General features: G+C 40.0%; 30 protein-coding genes. 18 read left to right on the top strand and 12 right to left on the bottom strand.

The annotated features are described in order from the left end of the window. Positions 1-24 precede the first annotated feature (24 nt). The gene (locus FTT99_RS00225) at positions 25-909 is read left to right on the top strand and encodes a LysR family transcriptional regulator (RefSeq protein ID WP_180131543.1); all 885 of its coding nucleotides are present in this window, start codon (positions 25-27) and stop codon (positions 907-909) included. 113 nt (positions 910-1,022) lie between these two features. On the opposite strand, the gene FTT99_RS00220 is transcribed toward FTT99_RS00225, so the two are convergent. Beyond that, positions 1,023-1,436 (bottom strand): internalin, encoded by a 414-nt coding sequence (locus tag FTT99_RS00220; protein WP_168378628.1) that lies wholly within the window; start codon positions 1,434-1,436, stop codon positions 1,023-1,025. Positions 1,437-1,665: 229 nt separating this feature from the next. Between FTT99_RS00220 and FTT99_RS00215 the strand changes: the two genes are divergently transcribed. The 7 genes from FTT99_RS00215 (at position 1,666) to FTT99_RS00185 (ending at position 8,608) form a co-directional block, all read left to right on the top strand. Then, positions 1,666-3,306, top strand: coding sequence for a CTP synthase (locus FTT99_RS00215; protein WP_078188523.1), 1,641 nt, complete (start codon positions 1,666-1,668; stop codon positions 3,304-3,306). Between the two features lie 31 nt (positions 3,307-3,337). Continuing rightward, a complete protein-coding gene (kdsA, locus tag FTT99_RS00210; protein ID WP_078188522.1) occupies positions 3,338-4,195 on the top strand; it encodes a 3-deoxy-8-phosphooctulonate synthase in 858 nt (285 codons plus the stop codon). Between the two features lie 64 nt (positions 4,196-4,259). Next, the gene (eno, locus tag FTT99_RS00205; RefSeq protein ID WP_078188521.1) at positions 4,260-5,549 is read left to right on the top strand and encodes a phosphopyruvate hydratase; all 1,290 of its coding nucleotides are present in this window, start codon (positions 4,260-4,262) and stop codon (positions 5,547-5,549) included. 16 nt (positions 5,550-5,565) lie between these two features. Beyond that, on the top strand, positions 5,566-5,958 hold the full coding sequence (locus FTT99_RS00200; RefSeq protein ID WP_078188520.1) for a septum formation initiator family protein: 393 nt from the start codon (positions 5,566-5,568) through the stop codon (positions 5,956-5,958). Then, a complete protein-coding gene (ispD, locus tag FTT99_RS00195) occupies positions 5,921-6,646 on the top strand; it encodes a 2-C-methyl-D-erythritol 4-phosphate cytidylyltransferase (RefSeq protein WP_180131530.1) in 726 nt (241 codons plus the stop codon). The genes FTT99_RS00200 and ispD overlap by 38 nt, the downstream gene beginning before the upstream one ends. Positions 6,647-6,731: 85 nt before the next feature. After that, the gene (rodA, locus tag FTT99_RS00190) at positions 6,732-7,868 is read left to right on the top strand and encodes a rod shape-determining protein RodA (protein ID WP_180007840.1); all 1,137 of its coding nucleotides are present in this window, start codon (positions 6,732-6,734) and stop codon (positions 7,866-7,868) included. 68 nt (positions 7,869-7,936) lie between these two features. Continuing rightward, complete coding sequence (locus FTT99_RS00185; protein WP_257229293.1) at positions 7,937-8,608, top strand: hypothetical protein; 672 nt, start codon at positions 7,937-7,939, stop codon at positions 8,606-8,608. A gap of 20 nt (positions 8,609-8,628) precedes the next feature. On the opposite strand, the gene FTT99_RS00180 is transcribed toward FTT99_RS00185, so the two are convergent. The 10 genes from FTT99_RS00180 to FTT99_RS00135 all read right to left on the bottom strand — a co-directional run bounded on the left by FTT99_RS00180 (position 8,629) and on the right by FTT99_RS00135 (position 16,688). Beyond that, positions 8,629-8,931, bottom strand: a complete 303-nt coding sequence (locus tag FTT99_RS00180) for a cyd operon YbgE family protein (RefSeq protein ID WP_078188516.1) — start codon at positions 8,929-8,931, stop codon at positions 8,629-8,631. Between the two features lie 3 nt (positions 8,932-8,934). Continuing rightward, on the bottom strand, positions 8,935-9,036 hold the full coding sequence (gene cydX / locus FTT99_RS00175) for a cytochrome bd-I oxidase subunit CydX (protein WP_002120988.1): 102 nt from the start codon (positions 9,034-9,036) through the stop codon (positions 8,935-8,937). 24 nt (positions 9,037-9,060) lie between these two features. Continuing rightward, positions 9,061-10,206, bottom strand: a complete 1,146-nt coding sequence (gene cydB / locus FTT99_RS00170) for a cytochrome d ubiquinol oxidase subunit II (RefSeq protein ID WP_078188515.1) — start codon at positions 10,204-10,206, stop codon at positions 9,061-9,063. Continuing rightward, complete coding sequence (locus FTT99_RS00165) at positions 10,203-11,789, bottom strand: cytochrome ubiquinol oxidase subunit I (RefSeq protein WP_168378621.1); 1,587 nt, start codon at positions 11,787-11,789, stop codon at positions 10,203-10,205. The genes cydB and FTT99_RS00165 overlap by 4 nt, the downstream gene beginning before the upstream one ends. Continuing rightward, positions 11,789-11,980: a cytochrome oxidase putative small subunit CydP gene (gene cydP / locus FTT99_RS00160; protein WP_078188513.1), complete on the bottom strand. Its 192-nt coding sequence runs from the start codon at positions 11,978-11,980 to the stop codon at positions 11,789-11,791. The genes FTT99_RS00165 and cydP overlap by 1 nt, the downstream gene beginning before the upstream one ends. A gap of 524 nt (positions 11,981-12,504) precedes the next feature. Then, positions 12,505-13,584 (bottom strand): porin, encoded by a 1,080-nt coding sequence (locus FTT99_RS00155; protein WP_180131528.1) that lies wholly within the window; start codon positions 13,582-13,584, stop codon positions 12,505-12,507. A gap of 311 nt (positions 13,585-13,895) precedes the next feature. Then, entirely contained in the window at positions 13,896-14,309 is a 414-nt protein-coding gene (locus FTT99_RS00150) for an HIT family protein (protein ID WP_180131526.1), read from the bottom strand. Between the two features lie 31 nt (positions 14,310-14,340). Then, complete coding sequence (locus FTT99_RS00145) at positions 14,341-14,610, bottom strand: YARHG domain-containing protein (RefSeq protein WP_078188510.1); 270 nt, start codon at positions 14,608-14,610, stop codon at positions 14,341-14,343. Between the two features lie 88 nt (positions 14,611-14,698). Continuing rightward, positions 14,699-15,571, bottom strand: a complete 873-nt coding sequence (locus FTT99_RS00140) for an NAD(P)-dependent oxidoreductase (protein ID WP_180131524.1) — start codon at positions 15,569-15,571, stop codon at positions 14,699-14,701. 22 nt (positions 15,572-15,593) lie between these two features. Then, positions 15,594-16,688 carry an alpha/beta fold hydrolase gene (locus FTT99_RS00135; protein WP_180131522.1) on the bottom strand — a complete coding sequence of 365 codons (1,095 nt, stop codon included), beginning with the start codon at positions 16,686-16,688 and terminating at the stop codon, positions 15,594-15,596. Between the two features lie 142 nt (positions 16,689-16,830). Here FTT99_RS00135 and FTT99_RS00130 point away from each other — a divergent pair, with 142 nt between their 5' ends. The 10 genes from FTT99_RS00130 (at position 16,831) to trpB (ending at position 25,306) form a co-directional block, all read left to right on the top strand. Continuing rightward, a complete protein-coding gene (locus FTT99_RS00130) occupies positions 16,831-18,018 on the top strand; it encodes an O-succinylhomoserine sulfhydrylase (RefSeq protein WP_180040989.1) in 1,188 nt (395 codons plus the stop codon). Positions 18,019-18,050: 32 nt separating this feature from the next. Then, complete coding sequence (locus FTT99_RS00125) at positions 18,051-18,380, top strand: YbaB/EbfC family nucleoid-associated protein (RefSeq protein ID WP_078188506.1); 330 nt, start codon at positions 18,051-18,053, stop codon at positions 18,378-18,380. A gap of 12 nt (positions 18,381-18,392) precedes the next feature. Further along, entirely contained in the window at positions 18,393-18,989 is a 597-nt protein-coding gene (gene recR / locus FTT99_RS00120; protein ID WP_078188505.1) for a recombination mediator RecR, read from the top strand. A 201-nt stretch (positions 18,990-19,190) separates the two neighbouring features. Continuing rightward, positions 19,191-20,333: an HRDC domain-containing protein gene (locus FTT99_RS00115; RefSeq protein WP_180131514.1), complete on the top strand. Its 1,143-nt coding sequence runs from the start codon at positions 19,191-19,193 to the stop codon at positions 20,331-20,333. Between the two features lie 124 nt (positions 20,334-20,457). Further along, positions 20,458-20,766, top strand: coding sequence for a YcgL domain-containing protein (locus tag FTT99_RS00110; RefSeq protein WP_078188503.1), 309 nt, complete (start codon positions 20,458-20,460; stop codon positions 20,764-20,766). Positions 20,767-20,787: 21 nt separating this feature from the next. Beyond that, the gene (locus FTT99_RS00105) at positions 20,788-21,171 is read left to right on the top strand and encodes a hypothetical protein (RefSeq protein ID WP_180131511.1); all 384 of its coding nucleotides are present in this window, start codon (positions 20,788-20,790) and stop codon (positions 21,169-21,171) included. A 21-nt stretch (positions 21,172-21,192) separates the two neighbouring features. Further along, a complete protein-coding gene (locus FTT99_RS00100) occupies positions 21,193-22,044 on the top strand; it encodes a MoxR family ATPase (RefSeq protein WP_180011248.1) in 852 nt (283 codons plus the stop codon). Between the two features lie 78 nt (positions 22,045-22,122). Next, positions 22,123-22,575, top strand: a complete 453-nt coding sequence (locus FTT99_RS00095) for a hypothetical protein (RefSeq protein WP_180131508.1) — start codon at positions 22,123-22,125, stop codon at positions 22,573-22,575. 203 nt (positions 22,576-22,778) lie between these two features. Next, positions 22,779-23,966, top strand: coding sequence for a VWA domain-containing protein (locus tag FTT99_RS00090; protein ID WP_180040981.1), 1,188 nt, complete (start codon positions 22,779-22,781; stop codon positions 23,964-23,966). A gap of 131 nt (positions 23,967-24,097) precedes the next feature. Beyond that, positions 24,098-25,306: a tryptophan synthase subunit beta gene (trpB, locus tag FTT99_RS00085; RefSeq protein WP_180005109.1), complete on the top strand. Its 1,209-nt coding sequence runs from the start codon at positions 24,098-24,100 to the stop codon at positions 25,304-25,306. A gap of 9 nt (positions 25,307-25,315) precedes the next feature. Here trpB and FTT99_RS00080 read toward each other — a convergent pair whose 3' ends face one another. Then, complete coding sequence (locus FTT99_RS00080; RefSeq protein ID WP_180060180.1) at positions 25,316-25,666, bottom strand: hypothetical protein; 351 nt, start codon at positions 25,664-25,666, stop codon at positions 25,316-25,318. Positions 25,667-25,736 lie beyond the last annotated feature (70 nt).

The raw sequence follows: 25,736 nt of genomic DNA, 5'->3' as shown, positions 1-25,736 counted from the left end.
AAAAATCACGAATTCGAATATGCAATGAAATCGACCATTGAGGAGCTGCAGGCTTTTACTGTTATTGTAGATAGTGGCTCTATTATCAAAGCAGCAGAAAGACTGGATCAGACAGCATCGGGTGTCAGCCGCGCATTACAGCGTCTGGAATCTAAATTAAATGTAACCCTGTTAGAACGAACAACCCGCAAAATTAAGCTGACGCAAGAGGGGCAATTGTTTTTAGCTAAAACACGGCGGATATTGAATGATTTGAGCGAAGCGGAAGATTCTCTGCTGAAATTAGATGCAGATACTTCGGGGTTAGTGCGAGTCGATTCTGCGATTTCGTTTATTCTGCATATGATCGTTCCCTTGATTCCAGAATTTAATGCACGTTATCCACATATACAGATTGAATTGGTGAATCATGATCAAGTGATTGACTTATTAGAGCATAAAGCGGATGTCGCAATTCGCTTTGGAAAATTAAACGATTCAAGTTTGCATGCAAAACTCATCTATAAGAGTCGATTGTGTTTGGTGGCGAGTCCTGAATACCTTCAGCAGCATGGACGTCCGCAAAATGCTGAAGAGCTAACCGCACATGCTTTACTTGGATTTAGTCAAATTACCCATATGAATACTTGGCCGATCCAAGTCGCAGGGAAACCTCTAACTATCCGACCAAATATTAAGGCATCAAATGGTGAAACGATACGCGAGCTTGCGATTCATGGGATGGGCATCGCTTGTCTTTCGATTTTTATGTTAGAAAAAGATATTGCAGAAGGGCGATTGGTACGACTTTTAGACAATCAAATTGAGCCACATGAACAGCTTATTCATGCTGTCTATTATCAACAAGAGCATTTACCGAAACGTGTTCGTTTATTTATTGAATATTTAGCTGAAAAATTACAAGAATAGTTGTGAGAAAAAAACAGTGCATTGTTGGGTACAGATTTTTATTTACATAGAAACAATAAAAAACCCGACAATTGCCGGGTTTTTTTGATCATTGGTTTGATAAAACTTCGATCTTAGTTCTCTAAAGCTGGTGTTGCAGCAGCAATGGCAGCAGCTACGGCGTCATCTTCAGACTGTGCAGAACCTGAGTTTTGTTTAGGTTGAGCAGCTTGTGCAGGTTTTTCTGCAGCTTTAGGCGCTTCTGCTTTTGGAGCAGGAGCTTCTGCAGGAGGAGTAGGTTCACGACGAATTTCAGTTGTTGTATTCGGTGTCTCTTCACGAATCACTTCAACTTGCTGTTGAGTCGTTTCTTCAACAACTGGTTGTTCTTCAACTGGTTCTAATTGTGTAGGTACAGATGCTGTTGGTTCAGATGTTGCAACTTCAACCTGTTCCTGTTCTTCTTCTTTTGGTGCTTCTTTTTTTACACATGCTGTAAGAAGTAGACCTGTTGCGATTGCACCGCAGATTAAAAGTTTCTTATTCATAATTACACAAAACAAAAAAGTGTGGATTGGATAAATGCATTATAACAGCAAATAAGAATATAGAAATGATAAGAACTTACTCTAAATTTTTATGATAATTGCTGTTACAATAGCCAATTGTTAATTGTTCTATGAATTGATGCGTAATGACTTTGCTTTCTTGGTACAGAGTAAAGTAAAATCGCACAACATTGTAGGCCAATTTAGGCTCCATTGTACGAGAAACTTAATGACCCATTTTATTTTCGTTACTGGTGGTGTTGTATCATCACTAGGTAAAGGTATTTCAGCTGCATCAGTGGCTGCGCTTTTAGAAGCCCGTGGTTTAAAAGTAACCATGGTAAAAATGGATCCATACATTAATGTCGATCCAGGGACTATGAGTCCATTCCAACACGGTGAAGTTTTTGTCACAGAGGATGGTGCTGAAACTGACTTAGACTTGGGTTATTACGAACGTTTCTTGCGTCGTGCGAAAATGACCAAACTGAACAACTTTACTTCAGGACGAGTGTACCAAGATGTCTTGAATAAAGAACGTCGTGGTGACTACCTCGGTGGTACAGTTCAAGTTATTCCACATATTACTGACAATATTAAAGAACGTGTTCTTCGCGCAGGTGAAGGCTATGACGTTGCGATCGTTGAGATCGGCGGTACAGTAGGTGACATTGAATCTCTCCCATTCATGGAATCTGTACGTCAACTTATGGTCGAACTAGGTCATAAGCGCACAATGTTAATGCACTTAACTTTACTCCCATATATTAAGTCAGCTGCTGAATTAAAAACTAAACCAACTCAACACTCTGTAAAAGAGCTTTTGTCGATTGGTATTCAACCAGACATCCTGATCTGCCGTACAGAGCATGATGTTGATGCTGACACTACACGTAAAATTGCGTTATTTACGAACGTTGAAGCACGTGCAGTTGTGGTATGTAAAGATGCGCGTTCTATTTACCAAATTCCACGTACTTTCTATGAACAAAACGTTGATGATTTAATCTGTGAACGTTTTGGCTATAACGATCTTCCTGAAGCTGATTTAACAGATTGGGATAATGTTGTAGATGCATTACTTAACCCTGAATACACAGTACGTGTCGCAATGGTTGGTAAATACGTTGAACTTCCAGATGCATACAAATCTGTAAACGAAGCACTTTTACATGCGGGTATTCAAAACCGTGTGAAAGTTCAAATCGACTACGTCAATGCAGAAGAACTTGAAAGCCAAGATGTAAACGACGTATTAAAAGACGCGGATGCAATCTTAGTTCCAGGTGGTTTTGGTGAACGTGGTACAGAAGGTAAAATGAAAGCGATTCGTTTTGCACGTGAAAACGGTGTACCGTTCCTCGGCATCTGTTTAGGTATGCAGTTGGCTGTGATCGAATATGCGCGCAACGTTGCGGGTATTAGCGATGCAACTTCAACTGAATTTAACCGTTCTACAAAATCACCATTGATTGGTCTAATCACTGAATGGTTAGATGAGCGCGGCGAAGTTCAACAACGTAATGCAGATTCTGACTTAGGCGGCACAATGCGTCTGGGTGCTCAAAAATCTGAATTGGTTGCGGGAACAAAAACTGCACAAGTGTACGGTTCTGAAGAGATCGTTGAACGTCATCGTCACCGTTATGAAATGAACAACCGTTATATCCCAGTGCTTGAAGAAAAAGGCATGAAGATTTCAGGTTATTCTCCGGTACAACGTCTCGTTGAAACTGTTGAAATTCCTGAACATCCTTGGTTTATTGCTGTACAATTCCATCCGGAATTTACAAGTTCACCACGTGATGGACACCCATTATTCGCAGGCTTTATTGATGCTGCTAAAAAGCAGTACCAAAAAGCGAAATAATGTGTTTTTGACTAAACCAGGAAGAGTTTAAATGTCACAATTAAAACCACAGGAAATTGTACGTTTAGGCGATATACAAATGGCAAATCATTTGCCATTTGTACTATTCGGCGGCATGAACGTACTTGAGTCAAAAGACCTTGCTTTTGAAATTGCTGAAACCTATGTGGATATCTGCAAACGCTTGGATATTCCGTATGTGTTTAAAGCAAGTTTTGATAAAGCCAATCGTTCAAGCTTGAACTCTTTCCGTGGCCCAGGCCTGGAAAAAGGAATCGAGTGGTTAGCTGACATTAAAAAACACTTTAATGTGCCGATTATTACTGATGTACATGAACCATACCAAGCTGCGCCTGTTGCTGAAGTTGCGGATATTATCCAACTTCCTGCATTTTTAAGCCGTCAAACTGACCTTGTTGAAGCGATGGCGAAAACTGATGCCATCATCAACATTAAAAAAGCACAGTTCCTCGCACCACACGAAATGCGTCATATTTTGCATAAGTGTTTGGAAGCAGGAAATGACAAACTAATTCTTTGTGAACGTGGTTCAGCATTTGGTTACAACAATTTAGTTGTAGACATGTTGGGCTTTGACATCATGAAAGAAATGAATGTCCCTGTGTTCTTTGATGTTACACATGCGCTTCAAACGCCGGGTGGTCGTGCGGATTCTGCGGGTGGTCGTCGTGCGCAAATCACGACACTGGCACGTGCAGGTATGGCGACTGGTTTAGCAGGTTTGTTCTTAGAAGCTCATCCAGATCCAGAAAATGCCAAATGTGACGGTCCATGTGCGCTACGCATGTCACAGTTGGAACCTTTCTTGGCACAGTTAAAAGAGCTCGATACCTTAGTTAAAGGTTTCGCAAAGTTAGACACACACTAATTCGATACACATTGATGCGTCACTTTTGACGCATCATTTTTATTAATCAACTGAGGAATTGTTCATGAGCCAAATCGTTGACATTCGTGCACGTGAAATTTTGGACTCTCGTGGTAACCCTACCATCGAAGCAGACGTAATCTTAGCCTCTGGCGTTGTAGGCCGTGCATGTGCACCATCTGGTGCTTCAACTGGTTCTCGTGAAGCTTTAGAACTTCGTGACGGCGACAAAGCTCGTTACTTAGGTAAAGGCGTTAAAACTGCGGTTAACAACGTTAACACAGTAATTCGTGATGCATTGTTGGGTAAATCAGTATTCGAACAAAAAGACATTGATAACACAATGATCGCGCTTGACGGTACTGAAAACAAAGAAAAATTAGGTGCGAACGCAACTTTAGCGGTATCGCTAGCTGCTGCACGCGCTGCTGCTGATGAAAAGAAAATTCCACTTTTCCAATACATCGCAGACCTTCGAAATAACAGCATTTTGACTATGCCTGTTCCAATGATGAACATCCTAAATGGTGGTTCACATGCAGACAACAACGTAGACATTCAAGAATTTATGATTGAGCCAGTTGGCTTCACTTCATTCTCTGAAGCTTTACGCGCTGGTGCTGAAATTTTCCATTCTTTAAAATCAGTTTTAAAGAAACAAGGTCTAAATACTGCAGTTGGTGATGAAGGTGGTTTTGCACCGAACCTTCGTTCTAACGAAGAAGCAATTACAGTAATTCTTGAAGCAATTGAAAAAACTGGCTACAAAGCAGGTTCTGACATTATGCTTGCGCTTGACTGTGCATCTTCAGAATTCTACAAAGATGGTCAATACATCCTTGCAGGTGAAGGCAATAAAGCATTCACTAGCAACCAATTTGCTGACTACCTTGCAGGTTTTGCAAAACAATACCCAATCATCTCAATTGAAGATGGTTTGGACGAGTCTGATTGGGAAGGCTGGTCTTACCTCACTTCAATCCTTGGCGACAAAATCCAATTGGTTGGTGATGACCTATTCGTTACGAATCCTAAGATTCTTCAACGTGGTATCAACGAAAAAGTGGGTAACTCAATTCTGATCAAGTACAACCAAATCGGTACGTTGACTGAAACTCTAGATGCAATCTACCTTGCGAAAGCAAATGGTTACACTACAGTAATTTCACACCGTTCTGGTGAAACTGAAGATTCAACTATTGCGGATCTTGCAGTAGGTACAGCAGCGGGTCAAATCAAAACTGGTTCACTTTGCCGTTCTGACCGTGTAGCGAAATATAACCAATTACTTCGTATTGAAGAATTGACTAATGCTGCATATCGCGGTAAAGCTGAGTTCAAAGGTTTGAACTAAGCAGATCATGCTATCTATGTTAAATGTATTTGACTCCAAAGCGAGTAAAGCATTGTTGGGCCTTGCGATCTTTTTGATCGCAGGGTTTCAATATTTATACTGGTTCGGTGAAGGTGGTTATCATCAACATCAACAACTGAGTCAGAAAATACAACAACAAGTCGAACTCAATGACGAATTAAAAGAACGAAATCGCGTGCTTGCCGCTGAAGTATACGATTTAAAAAATGGCGTTGAAGCTATTGAAGAGCATGCTCGTCTAGATTTAGGTTTAATTAAACCGCATGAGACTTTCGTACAAATGAGTACGATCAGTACTCAGTACAAACCAATTTATATTGATCCAAACGCAAAAGTAGACCTACGTACCAATGAGTCAGAACCAGCCGAACTTCCACCCGAACCTTAAATTGTGGGCCATTATTCCTGCTGCTGGTTCAGGAAGTCGATTTTCTAAAACTGAACTAAAACAATATCAAAACATTGCGGGTCTAACTGTGCTTGATCACACAGTTGCACGTCTCAACCAATTGCCTTTAACAGGCTATGTATTGGCTATAGGCGAGCAAGATAATGTTGCGCAGACCTTGGCACTCACTAATCAAGATAAGGCACATTTTTGTTTAGGTGGTGCAGAGCGTGTGCATTCTGTACTCAATGCATTGCAATATCTATCTTCGATTGCCAATGATGATGATTGGGTGTTTGTTCATGATGCAGCACGACCATGTGTCTCACAGTTGTGTTTAGAAAATTTAGTTCAATCGGCAGTAAATTCTGAGCAAAGTGCGATTCTCGCCATTCCCGTACGCGATACATTAAAACGAGTTGAAACGGCGCCACTTATATCAACAACGGTAGATCGTTCAACTTTATGGCAAGCGCAGACACCACAAATTGCCAAATTGGGTATGCTTAAAAATGCCATTGAACAAGCGCTCGCCGCTGGTGCGACCATCACAGATGAAGCTAGTGCCTTAGAATTTGTCGGTGAGCAAGTTAATGTCGTGCAAGGTCGTTCGGACAATATTAAAATTACCTATCCTGATGATTTAGAGTTGGCACGTTTAATTTTAGCGTCTCAAGTTAATAGATGATTATTTCAAGGAATATTTAAGGGACAGTGATTTTTACTGTCGCTTTAATCTATAATTCCCGCATCCTTTTTAGATCTGTTTCGCAATGATCCCTTCTCAACAGTATCGTTTTTTACGTCAGTCATTACGCGATGGCCGCAGTATAAAACACGATTCTTCTCGATGGGCTAAACTTCATTTAGACCCGTGGTTACTTTGCTTCTTGGTACTCAATGCAATATTGGGGCTGATGGTTGTCTATAGTGCGACCGCGGAAGATTCGGGAATGGTACTACGTCAAGCCACAAGTTTTGGTGTGGGCTTTATTGTGATGCTGATCTGCGCGCAAATTCCACCCAAAGTTTACCAATCTATGAGTCCGTACTTATATGCCATCGGTATATTTTTACTGTTGTTGGTTTTGGTCATTGGTGAAAAAAGGATGGGAGCGAAACGCTGGATTAGCTTGCCGGGTATCGGCAGTATGCAGCCGAGTGAGTTTATGAAATTTGCCATGCCACTGATGATGGCGTGGTATTTTGCGCGAAAACCATTTCCACCGAAATTTTTACAAATTGTCGGGGCATTAATTTTATTATTGATTCCATTTGCATTGGTCGCTTTACAGCCCGACTTGAATATTGGTTTGATTATTCCAGGTATTTTTGTTTTATTTTTAAGTGGTATGTCTTGGCGTTTAATTGCAGGTGCTTTAACAGCCTTTGCAATTGCAGCACCTGTACTCTGGATGTTTTTTTTGCAGGAATATCAGAAAAAACGTGTACTGACCTTATTTGACCCTGAGTCTGACGCACTTGGTGCAGGTTGGAATATTATTCAGTCTAAAATTGCCATTGGTTCAGGCGGTTTAATGGGTAAGGGGTATACCGAAGGGACGCAGTCGCACTTGGGCTATCTGCCAGAGCATCATACTGACTTTATTATGTCGACCTATGCAGAAGAATTTGGCTTTATTGGTGTATTTCTTTTATTTAGTTTGTTTACAGCAATTATTGTTCGCTGTCTGATTATTGGACTAAATTCTTTCCATAATTTTGGACGACTTTATGCAGGGGCGATGGGCTTAACTTTCTTCTTCTTTGTATTTTTGAACTCGGGTATGGTTAGTGGTATCTTGCCTGTAACAGGCGATCCATTGCCCTTGATGAGTTATGGGGGGACAGCAGTCATATCCATGCTTGCAGGTATGGGGATTGTGATGTCGATTCATACGCATCGTTAAATTTTAAAGCTGGAATTAATCCGGCTTTTTTTATATTTAAAATTTTGGCATTTAAAAAATGGAAGCTGATGTTGATAGATATTTTTCGTGATTCTGAATCGATGTTGGATGAGCTATATAACGAGTTAAATCATTCAGCATTTATTGGTGGCGTGCAGCGACTTGATTTAGTCTATGAATGTTGTGAATTATCCATGGAGCATGGTGAAGCCATTTTACAAATTTTAGAATCACGCCAAGATATATCTGCACTCGCATTATTTCGAATTCAATTTGAAGCTGTGGTGAGGGCATATTGGTTACTAATGGTTGCCTCTAATATAGAAATTCAGAAATTTGAAATTCAACGAGAAGAAGAGTTGCTTCAGAATGTGAAAATTCCTACCGTAGCTGAAATGATTACAAAGTTAGAAAATGTTGTAGAAATTAAGCATATTGTTGAAATGTTTAAAGAGTTTAAGTTCTATTCGTTAAAGCATTTGCATTCGATTGTGCATACTGGTCGAAACTCATTAATTCAGCGAAAAGCTGGGTTGGCGGATGCTCAGCGCATAATAATAGTGAAGCAAGTCAATGGATTTATCATAATGGCAGCTCAAATTTTGCTAAGGCATGCCGCTAAAGAAAAATATATTCATCATATCCATGAAAAATTTAGAGGCTGTTTTCAAATGCAAGACGATATTACAGCAGAAAAAAAAGCCGAAATTGATCGTAAATATAATAAAGCCCTCAAGTGAGGGCTTTATTTAGATATTAATTAATGTAGGAACCATGTGTAGTAGCCCCATAACATGAGTGGCCAAGCGAGGAAGGGGCTAAAAAGCCATTTCCAGAACCAATGGTGTGGTGTAAAACCCACACCATGCACAAAACCACCTGAAATACCTATCATGATGAACATCAGCGCTCGATGGCTATATCCACCATTGTCATCCAGCATGGCAGCAGGATGTACAAGTAACACGGCTGCCAAAGGAAAAGCTAACAGGCAGGAAATGACCATTGCAAATTTATTTGGCTTCTTTTCTACAAGTGATTTTTCTACAGCAGCATCAGTCATTTGTTATTCCTCATCTAGATCTTGATGATGTTCGATGTAAAGCGCACTAAGTACACCTGCAAAACATGCCATCAAAATACCGAGAATCCAAGCAAAATACCACATCGTCTTTTCTCCTTAGACACAGCCTTAGTATAGGCTGTGTGAATTCTCTTCAATATGTTTGTTTGTGACCACACCCCACATCTTGTAGTAACACCAAGTTGTGTAGCACAGGATAATTGGGACAAAAATACACGCGGCAACTGTCATCACAGTCAGGGTGTTTTTACTTGATACCGCATCCCACATAGTCAAACTTACAGTTGGGTTGATGCTCGATGGCATAAGGAAAGGGAACAATGCAAAACCAGCAGTTAAGATTGCGCCAATGACTGCCAAGCTTGAACCAAGGAAGCTAAAACCTGCTTTACCTTTACCTGCGGCAAGGATGATGATCAAAGCACCTAAAATAGCCATGATTGGCGCAATCATTGTAATCGGATAAGTACTGTAGTTGTTCATCCAACCTGGGTTGGCATTGGTGATCACTTCTTTAGCTAATGGGTTTGCAACGCCATTAGTGTCAAACGGTTGAGCTAATGTGTAGCCTTGGATATTACCGAAGTATAACCATGCGCCTGCCAGTAAGAAGCAAACTAAGAATACGATACCCATAAGCTGAGTTGCTTTTGCAGAGCGTGCGCGTAGATCGCCGTCTGTACGAAGCATGAGCCATGCACCACCGTGAGCGCAAAGCATAGACAAACTCACGATACCGCAAACTAAAGCGAATGGGTTAAGCAGTGCAAAGAAGCTCCCTGTATAAGTCGAGCGAACAGTTTCGTCCATAGTGAATGGAACACCAAGGAACATATTACCAAACGCAACACCAAATACGAGGGCAGGAACGGCACCACCAATTGCTAAACCCCAGTCCCAAGAATTACGCCACTTGGTATTTTCAAGTTTAGAACGGTAGTCAAAACCGACTGGACGTAAGAAGAGAGCGAAGAGTACCAGTAACAGCGCCCAATACATGCCTGAGAATGCAGTTGCATATACCATTGGCCATGCTGCAAACAGTGCACCACCGGCAGTAATAAACCATACTTGGTTACCGTCCCAGTGTGGGGCAATCGTATTGATTGCCGCACGACGTTCTTCGTCTTTTTTACCTACGAATGGCATGATCGCCATTGAGCCCATATCGAAGCCATCGGTGAGGGCGAAGCCGATCAGTAGGACACCGACTAAAACCCACCAAATGATTTTGAGTAATTCATATTCGATCATGCTTGAGCCTCCTCATTTGCCTTTTTTGCAGCTTCAAGTTTCTCGAAGTGGTATTTACCAGTATGTAGAGAACTTGGGCCAAGGCGTGAGAATTTAATCATTAAGTACATTTCAATGATCAGCAGTACAGTGTAGAACGCTGCCAATGCAAGGATAGAACCCCATACATCACCTGTACTTAAGCTAGAAGCTGAAAGATGTGTAGGTAGAACTTCACCGATAGTCCATGGTTGACGACCAACTTCGGCAACATACCAACCTGTTTGTGCAGCAATCCAAGGTAATGGTAGAGCAAACAAAGCAAATTTTAATAACCAAGGTTTGTTTTCTGCATTACGTTTACCGACAGCAAAGGTAGCAAGTACGAACAGAAGGAGCATTAAGAAACCAGAAGCAACCATTGCACGGAATGCCCAGAACAAGCTTGGAACATGTGGAATAGTGTCTTTTGCAGCAGCTTTGATTTGATCATCAGAAGCATCGACCACTTTGTCTGTGTATTTTTTCAGAAGCAGACCATAACCCAAGTCTTTTTGAGACTCAGCAAATGCTGCTTTAAGTTCAGGAGACGTATCGCCTGCACGAAGTTGTTCTAACTGTGAGTAAGCCACCATACCGTTACGAATACGCGCTTCGTGTTGTACGATCAGGTCTTTAATACCTGTCACTTCTTTATCAGTTGAACGTGTTGCGATAATCCCCATGACATAAGGAATTTTGATCGCGTAGTCAGTAGACATGGTTTCTTTATTTGGAATACCGAACAAAGTAAATGGCGCTGGAGCTGGGTGAGTGTCCCATTCAGCTTCAATCGCAGCTAGTTTAGTTTTTTGTACGTCACCAATTTCATAACCAGATTCATCACCCAGTAAGATCACCGAAAGTGTAGACGCTAAACCAAAGATAGCAGCGATGGCGAATGAGCGACGCGCAAATGGCAAGTCACGCTTTTTCAATAAGTAGTAACTTGAAATTGCCAGTACGAAAATAGCACCAGTCACATAACCTGCAGATACGGTATGCACGAATTTAACCTGAGCCACGGGGTTGAAAATCAGCGCACCGAAGTCCACCATTTCCATACGCATGGTTTCATAGTTAAAAGCAGAACCAACAGGGTTTTGCATCCAACCATTGGCCACTAAAATCCATAGTGCAGACATGTTCGAGCCAAGCGCAACTAACCAAGTGACAGCCAAATGCTGAACTTTAGATAGGCGATCCCAGCCGAAGAAGAATAAACCAATAAATGTTGATTCAAGGAAGAATGCCATTAGACCTTCGATGGCTAATGGTGCACCGAAAATATCACCGACATAGTGTGAGTAATACGCCCAGTTAGTACCGAACTGAAACTCCATGGTCAAACCAGTAGTAACACCTAATGCGAAGTTAATACCGAAGAGTTTTCCCCAGAATTTAGTCATGTCTTTATAAATTTCTTTGCCAGAAATCACATAGGTGGTTTCCATAATGGCAAGAATAAAAGCCAGACCTAAAGTCAGTGGAACAAAAATAAAGTGATACATCGCGGTCATTGCAAATTGGAACCGCGAAAGATCGACCACGCTTTCAGAAATCATCAACGTGTCTCCTTGATTTGGGAAGGACTGCCAGCAATATGCTCGGCAACTTGATTGTCAAAGTTTTTAGGGATAGTAGGGGCGTCGAACCAGATGTTCTTAATGATCATTAAAATAATCACTTTAATTATTAGTATTGCGGTTATTTCTCTGACCACACGACGATTTAAATCTTTGAATTTTAAGCTCATGGAGATAAGCCTATTCTTTAAACTTGTACTATATTATTAACAAATATATACAAAAAGCAAATAGGTTGAACAGTTAAAATAAAAATATATTATTAAGCATAGTAAATACAAGGACTTATTGTGTTTGATAGTTAAAAAATAAACTAATTTTTTATTTTAAATACTTGACTAAAACACTTGTGTTTAAATATTTTAAATCCGACTAAAACGCTTATATTTATATTTTAAATTCTGACTAATTTACTATATTTACTAAAAGTTATATTGTTAATAATGAGAATCTTTATTGAATGAATAAGATTTGTATTTATTATTTTTAAGTTTGGCTAAATAAATCCGTTGTTGATGTGGTGCTAGTAAACGATCGTTATACGGATGATATTGAATAGGCGTGTCTAGTTTTTTTTAATTGTTTTTATAAACCACTGATAAATGATGAAATTAGCTTATTTTAGTTCTGAGACATTTTATTTGAGTGAAAAAAAGACATACCGAAGTATGTCTTTTTGGGGAGATATTGCAGCTTAGAAGTCGTAACGTAGACCAAGAGAAAGTGCAGTTGCATTTTCATCACCGATCCCTGAAATACCGTTACCGAAGCTACGACCTTCTTTCCAAGGGTTGAGTTTAGAGTTTTTGTCGTTAAGCACAGTTGCTAGGTTGCCATATACGCGTAAAGTGCTATCTAACTTATGTTCTACACCCACACCGATCAAGCTTGCATTAGCATCATCAGCATCTACATCACGGTAGAAGTATTCACCGCGTACTGACGTTTTAGGCGTTACTTTATATTCGCCAGCTACACCAAAAACTTGAGCATCTGGGTTGGCTGTATCGTTGTCGTGTTTGGCAATTTGGTATAAAGCACCCAAGTTAAATTCTTCAGTTAACTTATATGCACCAGCAATACGGAAGGCATCACGACTTGCGCCACCTGCTGCGTTTGCTGCATTTTCATCATACTTTTCGTAAGCTGCTGCAAAATCAATAGGACCTTCTTTATAAGTTAGAGCAAGGTCATAGGCTTTGTTATCATCTTTGCCTTCGCCATCTGCGTCACGGTCAATTTGTGTACCTGAATGCATCGACATTGCAGCTAATACATTGAAACCACCGCCAAATTTTGGCGATTTATATTCAATTGTGTTTTCATTACGTTCATCAAATTTTAAGTTGCCGACACGTGTTACATTTCTAACGTCACCAACCATGTCACCGAAGAAGTTCACAGGGCTACGTGCAACTTTAAATGGGCTGTCAAAGCGACCTACACGTGCTTGACCATAAGTTGAACTTTTTAAACCCACGAATGTGTCACGTGTTGAAAAATCTACGCCTTTGCTGTCTTGGCTACCGCTTGCAAAGTTTACTTCTTGCTCAATTTGAGCGAATACGTTGAGGTCATCATTAATTTTTTGATCTACTTTGAAGCCTAAGCGTGAAGCGTTAGAAGAAAGACCAACTTCGTTGTAATCTTTACCATCATCTAGATAGTCAAGAGAGACATGTGCACGGCCATAAATTTTTACATCTGCAGCAGATGCCATCATTGGTGTAAGAATTGTTGCCCCGATTGCTAATGCACATAGAGTTTTTTTCATTTGAAGCTCCAGAAGACTTTTCCAGTCATATCAATATGTTTTATCAGTAGCTTGGCTAGAAGTAATTTCGCTATCTAATGGCGCTAAGTATTCATTACAAATAAGACAGTTCTATTAAGGAAATATTTCAAAACGGTGAAAGGTGACTTTTGGTTTAAATTACTTTTATACTTATAAAAAGCAATATTTATTAAATGCTTAGAGTTGTATTGAACAGTAAATTTTGCAGCTAAAAAGTACTTGGGATAATATTCGAGACATAAAAAATGGAGCCGAAGCTCCATTGATCATCACTTTAAACTCAATTGAACTTAAAGTGCTGCTTTGATTTTTTCTCCAATGGCTTTGATTTTTTCCATATCGCCCATTTGTGCGGCATGTATACCTAATTCATGCACTGAAGTCGGTATTAGGTGGAAATGTACATGCGGAACAGTTTGACCCGCAGCAGCGCCAGATAACTGCATCAATACGATACCTTTCACGTCTAAGGCTTTTTCCATTGCTTTCGCAACTTTTTGAGCAACCTGAATGGTATAAGCAGCCGCTTCTGGATCTAAATCAAGCAGTGTAATAGCAGGGGTTTTAGGAATTACGAGCGTATGACCTTCGGCCTGTGGCATGACATCCATAAAAGCGAGTACTTGATCATCTTCATAGACTTTAAACGCAGGAAGTTCTCCACGTAAAATCCGAGCAAAAATATTTTGATCATCATAAGTCATTGCTAAATTCCTTGAGCGAATTGAATCGTAATTATTTACAGTTCAATTCTTTCTGACGATCTTTGATCGCGTCAAGTCGTTGTTGCTCTTTTTCTGAAAATTTAGGCTTAGTTGTGTAGCAATTGTCATTGCCAAACTTCGCTTTAGCGTCAGGATCTTTAAAGCAGAAACCTTTCGATGCATAAATCACATCATGGTCATTTTTCAACTTTTGGCATTCTTGCTCAGATGCTAAAACAGCAGTAGAAGCCCCGATTAAAGTTACAGCACCTAGCAAAGTTGCGAGGGTAAATTTGTTCATGCGAGTTTCCTCTGTCATTTGTAACAATGTGTGTTATGACACTAGAGTACAATATGATGGTTATTTATCGTTATTCAATGGCGAGTTATTACTCAATTGTAATTTTACTCCATTTTTCATACATAATCATAGCGCTTGAAAAATCACTGTTTTCTTCAGCTTGATCGCTTGCTGCTTGGATTAAATTTTGCGTCAAAGAGAGCACCGGTGCTGAAAGTTTTGCTTGTCGCACCAGATCAACAGCAATTCCCGTATCTTTTGCAAGTAATGGAAGTGCAAAGGTTAATGGGAAGCTACGATTCAGTACGCGCTGCGGTAAAACTGTTTCAGTCACATTACTTTTACCGCTCGACGCATTAATACAATCGAGTGCTTCATGTAAGTCCACGCCATGCGCTTTTAAGGTGGTGAATCCTTCAGCAACTGCACAAAGATTTACAGCCATTAACATGTTGTTTACAGCTTTGACGGCAAAACCCGCACCCGGTTCACCTACATGTTTAATCAGTTTGCCAAATGTTTGGATCGCAGGTAATGCACGTTCAAAGGCTGCTTTGTCACCACCAATCATGACAGTTAGTGTTCCCGTTTCAGCGCCAATGGTTTGTCCACTCACAGGGGCATCTAAGAATGCAACATTTTGTTGCTTTAAGGCAGTAGCGAGTTTTTTTGCAGATTCTGGCACACCGCTGGTACAGTCGACCCAAATCGAGCCTGATTTCAGCGTTACACTCGCAATTAAATTTTCAACATCTTGGCTGATGGGTAGGCAAGAAAAAATAATGTCCGCTTGTACTGCTTGTTCTAAAGCAACCGCTTGCGTACCAAATTCAGCAGCATGTTGCTCTGCCTTGGTAAAGTTTCGATTCCAGACATAAACCGTGTCGAACTGTTTTGGTAGGTGCGCTGCCATACGGGAACCCATTGCGCCCAATCCAATAAATGCAACTGACTGAATCATCTTTACTTTACCCTCTAAATTTTTATTTCAATAAACTGGATCTTTGTGTAAGCCACTGGGTCAAAGTTGGCCAAAATTGATTGGCACTTTTTTGACTCGACATCAGGCCGAGGTGACCACCGGGAATGAGAGTAAACGTGACATCTTGACTACTTGTCAATTCGCCTAAAGGACTTGCTGCATCTGCCGTAACGATTTGATCGGTAGAACCCGCGCCAATTAACAATGAACAGTGGATATTTTTTAATTGAATAACTTTATCTTTCAATTGAATAATGCCGTTTTTAAGCGGATTTTGTAGCCAAACATTGAAAACCATGTCTTGGTTAATGCCACCCGGATAGTCAATCATGTGATTGAGAAAATCGCCCATGGTTGCATGTTCATACAGGTCATGCAGATTATCTAAGTTAGATAAAAATTGCTTTTGGCTTTTGAACCAACCCATTGGATCGACGATTTTAAATCCAATCGCATTAAGCACGCCCGGTGTATGGATAAAATGTTTAGGAATTTTCCCAGTGTAAACAGTATCTTGTAAATTCTTACTACGTGAAAGCAAGCGATTGGTTTTTTGAAATAACTTTCCGATACGACCTGAGGCATAGCTATCAATTGGTGCGCCCATCACCATTAGATTTTTAACATGTTCAGGTTGATGTAATGCGGTATACAGCGTGACAAAGACTCCAGCCATACTCCAACCATGTAGCGAGATGTATCGACTATCTGCATGCTCACAAATTTGATCTATACAATGGGGAATCACATCATCAATAAACGATAGAAAATTTAAGAAACGATCTTGATAGTTTAATTTTCCCCATTCCAACAAATAGACATCAAAGCCACTGTGTTGAAAATGTTTCACCAATGAGCGATATGGATACAAATCATAAATCGCCATATTGATGGCCAGTGGTGCAACAAACACTAAAGGTTCTTTGTATTTACGATCAGGCGAAGCGTAATACCGAATTTTTGCATGTTTATATTCAGTAATCACTTCATAGGGTGTCGATTGAGAAAGGACCAGCGATTTTGCATTAAACACACGTGTAGACAGGTGTTTAATTTTCTTTTGCTGCGCTAGAAATTTCTGTTTGAAAGGATGCATAACTGTCAATTGCCTAAGTCCTTGTAGGATTGGTCGAAGTCTAAGCGATAATTTCGTATTTTACCTTGACCTTAAATAGCTTAGACGCTCAAAATATTGGCAATTCTTCACAAAGGCAGTTCTTCGCGACTGAGTAATACAGATGAGCCAACAAGACGACATCGAATACCAATTAGAGACTTTAGCGATTCGTACAGGTCATACTCGTACTTTTGAGGGTGAACATAGTGAGCCAATTTTCCTGACTTCATCATTTGTTTGTGAAAGTGCAGCAGATGCCGCAGCAAAATTTTCAGGTCAAATTGAAGGCAATACCTATTCACGTTATACCAATCCAACTGTACAAGCTTTCGAAAAACGTTTAGCTGTTTTGGATGGTGCTGAAGCCGCTGTTGCGACAAGTTCAGGTATGGCGGGCGTACACGCGATCACTTTGGCATATTTGAAAGCTGGCGATCATGTGGTGTGTTCACGTGCTGTCTTTGGTTCGATCATTTCTCTGTTTGAAAAATATGTCATAAAATTTGGCGTTGACGTTACTTTTGTTGATTTGGAAGATTTAGATGCTTGGAAACAAGCGATTCGTCCAACTACACGCCTATTGTTTATTGAAACACCGTCAAACCCATTAGCTCAAGTAGGTGATTTACAAGCCATTGCCGATATTGCACATGCGCATGGCGCATTATTTGCAGTCGATAATACTTTCTGTACACCAGTGTTACAGCAACCGATTAAATTTGGTGCGGACCTCGTGATCTATTCATCAACTAAATATATTGATGGTCAAGGTCGTGCGCTAGGTGGTGCAGTTGTTGGTAGTGCAAAATTGATGGAAGAGATTACAGGTGTTATTCGTACACTGGGTAACTCGATGAGTCCATTCAATGCATGGATCTTCCTGAAAGGTCTAGAAACTTTAAGCTTACGTATGAAAGCACATTGTGCAAGTGCTCAGACTTTAGCTGAATGGTTAGATGCGCACCCGAAAGTTGAAAAAGTGTACTATGCGGGACTTCCAAATCATGAAGGTCATGAGTTGGCGAAAAAGCAACAAAAAGGCTTTGGCGGTGTTGTGTCGTTTGTTGCCAAAGGCGAACGTGAAGGCGCTTGGACCGTGATTGATAATACCAAGTTCCTTTCTATTACAAGTAACTTGGGTGATGTAAAATCAACAATTACCCATCCAGCAACGACTTCTCATGGCAGAATGTCAGCAGAAGCGAAAAAAGCAGCAGGGATTAGCGAAGGTTTAATTCGCGTATCTGTTGGTTTAGAAGATATTAATGATATTATTCGCGATCTTTCACGCGGTTTAGATCTTATCTAAAGTGAATTCATCAGTTTTGTTCGGAGATTTTTATGAACATTAATATGCTCATGCAGCAAGCTCAACGCATGCAAAAAGAAGTTGAGAGCAACATTAAAAAAGCCAAGGAAGAGCTTGCACAAGTTGAAGTTCACGCTGAAGCAGGTGGTGGTCTGGTTAAAGTTACTATGACTGCACGTCATGTAGTGAAACGTATCGAAATTAATCCTGAACTACTTCAAGATGATGCAGATATGATTGAAGACTTAATTGCAGCGGCAATGAATGATGCTTCACGTCAAGCTGAAGTGATTTCAGAAGAAAAACTGAAATCTGCAAACTCTGGTATGGGGCTTCCACCAGGTCTTTCAGGTTTATTCTAAGGAATACGTTGAATGTTTAGTGATCGTTTTGATCAACTTGTACAGGCATTGCGTATTTTGCCAAGCGTTGGGCCAAAGTCGGCTCAACGTATGGCACTGCACTTAATCATGAAAAATAGGGAGGGTGCTGTTGGTCTGGCACATGCCTTGACTGAAGCAACCAACTATATTCATGAATGTTCCATTTGCCATTCATTGACTGAAGATGAGGTATGCAACATATGCGTCTCGTCAGAGCGTGATGATCAACTGCTTTGTGTGGTTGAATCTCCTGCAGATGTCATGGCAATCGAGCAAAGTGGCAGTTTTAGAGGGAAATATCATGTATTGGGTGGGCATTTGTCGCCACTCGATGGTATTGGCCCCGACGAAATTGGTATCCCATATTTAATTCAACGACTAAGTGATGGTAAAGTGCAGGAAGTGATCTTGGCGACCAATGCAACGGTTGAAGGTCAAGCGACAGCACATTATTTGGTTGAAGCGACCAAACATTTACCAATACAAATGACCCGTATTGCACAGGGTGTACCACAGGGTGGTGAGCTTGAATATGTGGATAGTCATACCTTAAGTCAGGCCGTGCATAACCGAATGCGAATGAAGTAACTATAGAGCGAAACTCGTTTCGCTTTGTATAATTTTCACCTAATTATTTATACTTAATAACGATTAAAGTTTTTATTTATAATGAATAAAAAAGCCAAATAAAGAAAATAAGTCACTAAAATAACGTTTTTCCTTATAGATAAATAATATATATCAGTTAATATAAGCTCATAGAGCATCTAAAATTAGACTCAGCAACTTATGTATCAATTCATTCAAAATCAGCCAGATTTAAATTCTGTTTTAAATCTTATGGACCAAAGCTCGATTTACGGACTCGACACCGAGTTTATAAAAGTAGATACCCTGTGGCCCAAACTTGGACTTTTCCAAATTAATGTACAAAATCAGGTGTATTTACTTGATGGTACAACCCTCGATTTAAGCCAATTCTGGCAAAAATTATTTGCGGCTCAGCAAAACATTTTTCATGCTTGTAGTGAAGATATCGACCTGATTTATCACTATGCACAGCATAAGTCTTTAGAAAATGTCTTTGATACACAAGTTGGGATGTCATTTTTAGGGCATGGCTTACAAGTCAGCTATCAAAATGCCTTAAAAACTATGCTCGATGTAGATATAGATAAAGATCAGACCCGTTCAGATTGGTTGGCTCGTCCACTCAGTGCCGAGCAATTGAACTATGCAGCGAATGATGTACATTATTTAATGAATTTAAGCCATACGATTCAAAATGAGTTGGCTGCGAAAAGTTTATTAAATTGTGTACTTGAGGACTGCAAAAATTTGACACATGAAATTGGCACTGAAACGCCGATCCATTTGTTGTATCACGATGTTGGTAATTATCGACATTCACGTCGTCAGCTCATGCAAATTCAGCAATTGGCCGTTTGGCGTGAGCAAATGGTGAAAGCCTTAAATCAGCCACGTAGTTTTATTCTTAAAAACTCAACCATCATTGATATGGTGGAAAAAAATCCAAAAAATAATTTTCAATTGAGCGCGGTGAAAGACATTCGTCCGAACATTGTGCGTGAGCATGGTAAAATTATTTTAGATTTGTTGAAGTTTTTACCAGAACAAGCTGAATGGCCGCTGCGTATGGCACGTCCAATTCGTCATTCGTCTCAGGATATTGGTTCGCGCGTCGATACCGTTATTCAGCGTGCAGTACAAGAAACCTCTGTGCCTAAAGAAGTTTTAATGCGCAAAAAATGGTTAAATGCCTTGTATCAGCATGTGGTATTTCATAATGATGAACAGGATTTACCGAGCTATCTATTGGGCTGGCGCTATGATTTGCTGACGAAGCCTTTAATTGAAGTGCTGCATGCCGATGAAAGTTATCTTTCTGGTCAAATGAAAGTGTTGGAATAAGTTCTGATTGATTAAAGAACTATCACTTATACAAATTCACGACTGATGCGTTAATAAACACTAATGTATCAGTCTTTTTTTTGATGTATCCTTTGCCTTGCGTTTAATGAGTATTGATTCAATTATGTACTGTTCTATCTACAAATCGAGCAAAAAAGATGAAATGTATCTTTATATTGCTCGTCCTGAAGTTAATGAAAACGAAACTGAAGCGACAGATCCGCTTGCAGTAATGCCTGATGCTTTACGTACAGCATTTGGTCGTGCCACATTTGTCATGGATCTAGAACTTAGTGAATCACGCAAACTTGCACGTGTGAACGTATTGCATGTATTAGATTCAATTGAAACAAAAGGGTTCTTTATTCAAATGCCTCCAGAAGGTTTAATTGACCCAAATGCAGTTGAGCCAGAAGGCTTGCGCGGCGCTTAAGTTAATTCAGGAGTTGTGAAAATGAATGGTGTAGTATCGGTATTGGACTCAATTCCTGAAAGCAGTATTGCAATTACGGTTTACCTAGGTGGGGCTGTAATTGCTTTGTTGTGTTGGTATGGGCTGATGAAGCGCTTACCCAAAACGATCGGTGCCATTGGTTGGCTTATCGTATTTGCTATTTTATTAACACCAACCGTTTCTGAAGGTTCAAATGCAGCAATCGCACCTGCGATTTTTGGTTTGATTTTTGGTGTATTAACAAAAGATCAGCCATTGGTTTGGTTGAATCTATCGCTGATTCTCTTTGTGGTGGGTATTGGTTTAGTCCTCGGCTATTTTTGGACAAAATACAATGCAGCGAAACCACAGAACGTTGTAAACAAGAAAATTTCACCGCTTTAAATAAAAAAATAAGGTTATGTCATGTCTGTTGAAACTCAACAATTTACTGGTACAGATCAATATATTGCGACCGATAGCTTAAAACTTGCAGTAAAAGCTGCACGTTCATTGCAAAAGCCACTTTTGGTTAAAGGTGAGCCGGGGACAGGTAAAACACTTTTAGCCGAACAAGTCGCTGAAAGTTTAGGCCTTAAGCTCATTACTTGGCATATCAAATCTACAACCAAGGCTCAACAAGGTTTGTACGAGTACGACGCCGTATCTCGTCTGCGTGATAGTCAGTTGGGTGATGACCGTGTTTATGACATCAAAAACTATATTAAGCCGGGTAAACTTTGGGAAGCGTTTACCAGTGAAGAACGTTGTGTGCTTCTAATTGACGAGATTGATAAAGCAGATATCGAATTCCCAAATGATTTGCTACACGAACTCGATAAAATGTCCTTCTTTGTGTATGAGACGGGGGAAACGATTACGGCAACACAACGTCCAATCGTGATCATTACTTCAAATAATGAAAAAGAACTTCCAGATGCCTTTTTGCGTCGTTGTTTCTTCCATTATATTGAGTTCCCTGACGAAGCAACCATGCGTGAAATCATCGATGTACATTTTGAAAATATTTCAAATACCTTGGTCTCTGAAGCACTACAAATCTTCTTTAAATTACGTCAAATTCCGGGTTTAAAGAAACCGCCTTCAACCTCTGAGTTGATTGATTGGTTGAGTTTGCTGATGGCGGATGATATGCCAGAAGATATTTTACGCAACACAGATAAATCAAAATCAATTCCACCGCTTTATGGTGCCTTGATTAAGAACGAACAAGATGTGCAATTGCTTGAGCGTCTAGCATTTATGTCACGTCGTTAATTGATATCAATTCTTTAAAAGATTTAAAAGCCGGTTATCCGGCTTTTATTTTGAGCATTAAAAATATAAAGGTGAATTATGCAGACAAGCGCATACTTATCTCAAGTACACATAGCTGTAACTAAGAGATTAAAGCCGACCGTACTCTTGTTGGCTGCGAGCTTGTATTTATCTGGGTATAGCTATGCGATGGATGATGCTCAGTTTGAACAGCAGCATCAACAGCTACTCCAGGATGCGTATTGGGCGCGAGTTGCAGAACATCAACTTAAAGAAAAACTCATCGATCAATCAGATCATCTTGCAGCTCAAACAGCCATTCAACAAAAGACCTGTGCTGCAACTGTACTTGAGCTGAAATACTATGATTTTGTGATCTTGAATCTAAGAGACTTTAACCGCTATAAAAACAATCAAGGTTTTCATAAAATCGTAACCATTGAAAAGTTACAGCAAGATCGTCTCGATGTTCAGCACAAATATGAAACTCTTAAACAATCGCTTAATAATAGAAATGCGACTTGCGAATAAATCATACCGTATGTGTTTCTTTGGGTAGTAGGGCAACGTATATGAACACGCAGTAAAAGCTTTTGGCTTTACTTGTAGAGATCAATTTTTCATAATGGTGGATGTAAAGGCAAGACTCAGTTGCAGATGAAATAACAAGATCACATGCATTCACACTGGATTTGACCTCCTGATATTTAATTTTTATTGGATTTTATTCGCCTATGTTTGTGCGATTGTTTTATACCCTTCGAAAATACGGTGTTCCTGTTTCAACTCGTGAATTGATTGACTTGAACCAAGCAGTGGCAGCAGGGCTGGTCTTTGCAGATCAAAATGAATTTTATCAGCTTGCAAAAACCGTCATGGTCAAAGATGAACGTTACTTTGATAAGTTCGACCGTGCAATGAAAGACTATTTTGACGGTATATCGACCTTTGATTTAGACGAGCTATTAAATCAGGTGCATAAACTGCCAAAGGATTGGTTTGATCTTGAACTCATCGAAAAGCATTTGACACCTGAACAACGAGAAGAACTAAAAAAAGCTGGATCATTAGAAGAACTGATGAAAATGCTTGAAGAGCGTTTGCGCGAGCAGCATAAAAAGCATCAAGGTGGTAATCGGATGATCGGTACGGGCGGTACCTCGCCCTTTGGTGCCTATGGTGACCATCCTGAAGGTGTGCGTATCGGTGGGCCTGGTCGTAAACGATCTGCGGTGAAAGTTTGGGAACAACGTCAATACCGAAACCTAGATGATGAGCAGATTCTCGGTAGTCGTCAGATGCAGATGGCTTTGCGTCGTTTGCGTAAATTTGCCCGCCAAGGTGCAGCAGAAGAGCTAGATATCGATGGAACTATTCGTGAAACTGCCAAACAGGGTATTTTGGATGTGCAGTTGGTTCCTGAACGACGTAACCGCATTAAAGTATTGATGCTGTTTGATGTGGGTGGTTCGATGGATTCACATATTGCCCAATGTGAGAAGCTTTTTACCGCAGCAAAAACTGAATTTAAAACGTTAGAGTATTTCTATTTTCATAACTGTTTATATGACTATGTATGGAAAGACAATATTCGCCGTTCCAGCACGCGTATGAATACATGGGATCTATTCAATACTTATGGTCGAGATTACCGTGTCATCGTTGTCGGTGATGCAAGTATGGCGCCGTATGAGTTGAACTCGGTAGGTGGATCTGTGGAATATATGAATGATGAAGCGGGTCAGGTGTGGTTACAGCGCTTACGCAATCATTTTGATAAAACAGCGTGGCTAAACCCTGAAGAAGAAAGTTATTGGCATTACACCCAAACCATAGCTGCGATTAAACAAATCTTTGAAGATCATATGTTCCCGATGACCCTAAAAGGTGTGGAAGATATGACGAAATATTTAGCGCGCTAAAGCGTTAAAAACGATACTTTTTCTTATCAATGATGTTTATATTACTTACTCCAATTTTGCATTGTTTCTTATTTTCAAAATTGGATAGTATTTAAAAGTCTTTGTTTTGCATACAACATGAAGGAAATATGATGGATCATCAAATTAATGGTATCGCATTACCTAATGAAGAAGGTTTCTTCGGTGAATACGGTGGGCAGTTCATTCCACCAGATTTAAAACAGGCAATGGATGACATTAATGTTGCTTATGAGCAAATTCGTCATACAGAAGAATTTCAAAATGAATTGAAAGAGTTGTTTGCACACTATGTTGGACGTCCAAGCCCATTGTTTTATGCGAAGCGCTTGTCTGACAAATTAGGTGGCGCACAAATATACCTCAAGCGTGAAGACCTTAACCATACTGGTGCGCATAAAATTAACCACTGCCTTGGCGAAGCTTTGTTAGCAAAATACATGGGTAAAACCAAAGTGATTGCTGAAACTGGCGCAGGTCAGCATGGAGTAGCATTGGCAACGGCTTGTGCCTTGGTGGGCATTCCATGTGAAATTCACATGGGGCAAGTGGATATTGAAAAAGAACATCCAAACGTGGTGAAAATGAAGATTTTAGGTGCCAACCTAATCTCTGTTACTCGTGGTACAGCTACGCTTAAGGATGCAGTCGATAGCGCTTTTGAAGAATATTTAAAAGATCCAACCAATTTTATTTATGCGATTGGTTCAGTGGTTGGCCCACATCCATTCCCGAAAATGGTCCGTGACTTCCAGTCAATTATTGGTGATGAAATTAAAGTTCAAGCCAATGATCGATTTGGTGCAAATCCTGACTATGTGGTTGCATGCGTGGGTGGTGGTTCAAATGCCGTTGGTGCATTTACAGCATTCCTCAATGATACAGATGTAAAACTTGTGGGTGTGGAGCCTGCAGGCCATGGTTTAGATACCAATATGCACTCTGCGACGTTGACATTGGGTAAACCAAGTCAAATTCATGGTATGGCATGTTATGTCCTTGAAGATGAACAGGGTGAGCCATTACCAGTGCATTCAATTGCATCAGGTTTGGATTATCCTGGAGTGGGGCCACAACATAGCTTGTTAAAAGACCTAGGCCGTGTTGAATATACAACAGCGACAGACCAAGAATGTTTAGATGCATTCATGACGCTTTCACGTGTAGAAGGTATTGTGCCTGCACTAGAAAGTTCACATGCGGTTGCATGGGCAATTCGTGAAGCATCAAAACTTGCCAAAGATGTGAAGATTGTTGTTAACGTTTCAGGCCGGGGCGATAAAGACTCAGACTATGTGGCTGAAAAATTAGGTTTAAATTAATTACTGCCATTAAAAAAGACTAAGTTGCTCATCATCTGTTGATGGTGCAAAAATCTTTTGCAGTTGTATAGCCCGATCTATATTCGAAGTATCCCAGTTTTTAACTGGGATATTTTTTTTGACATAATTTTTATATATAGTGTGGTTAACGCTTGATGTAATTGGAATTAACTCAGGATGTAGCGCATAAATAATTGCCTTTGCATCTAAAATTTCAGCGACAGCAGAAGCAATCTCTAAATTGATCGTACATCGGTGGTATTGCAGCAGTTCATCGTCTTTCATCGATAACATTAAGCGTTCTAATTCTAAAATGATGGCATCTAGTTGGTCTAATTTATCTAAAGCGGGTTTAAGCATAAGAAGGAAATTGAGAAAAGTAATTAATTTGTAATTTGTAATGTGTATGTCATTACAAATTTTGAATTAT

Origin of the sequence: Acinetobacter sp. YH12040 (genome assembly GCF_013420005.1) — a bacterium.
Taxonomy (GTDB): domain Bacteria; phylum Pseudomonadota; class Gammaproteobacteria; order Pseudomonadales; family Moraxellaceae; genus Acinetobacter; species Acinetobacter amyesii.
The sequence above is the reverse complement of the archived record's forward strand: the minus strand, read 5'-3'. Positions and strand labels throughout refer to the sequence as shown.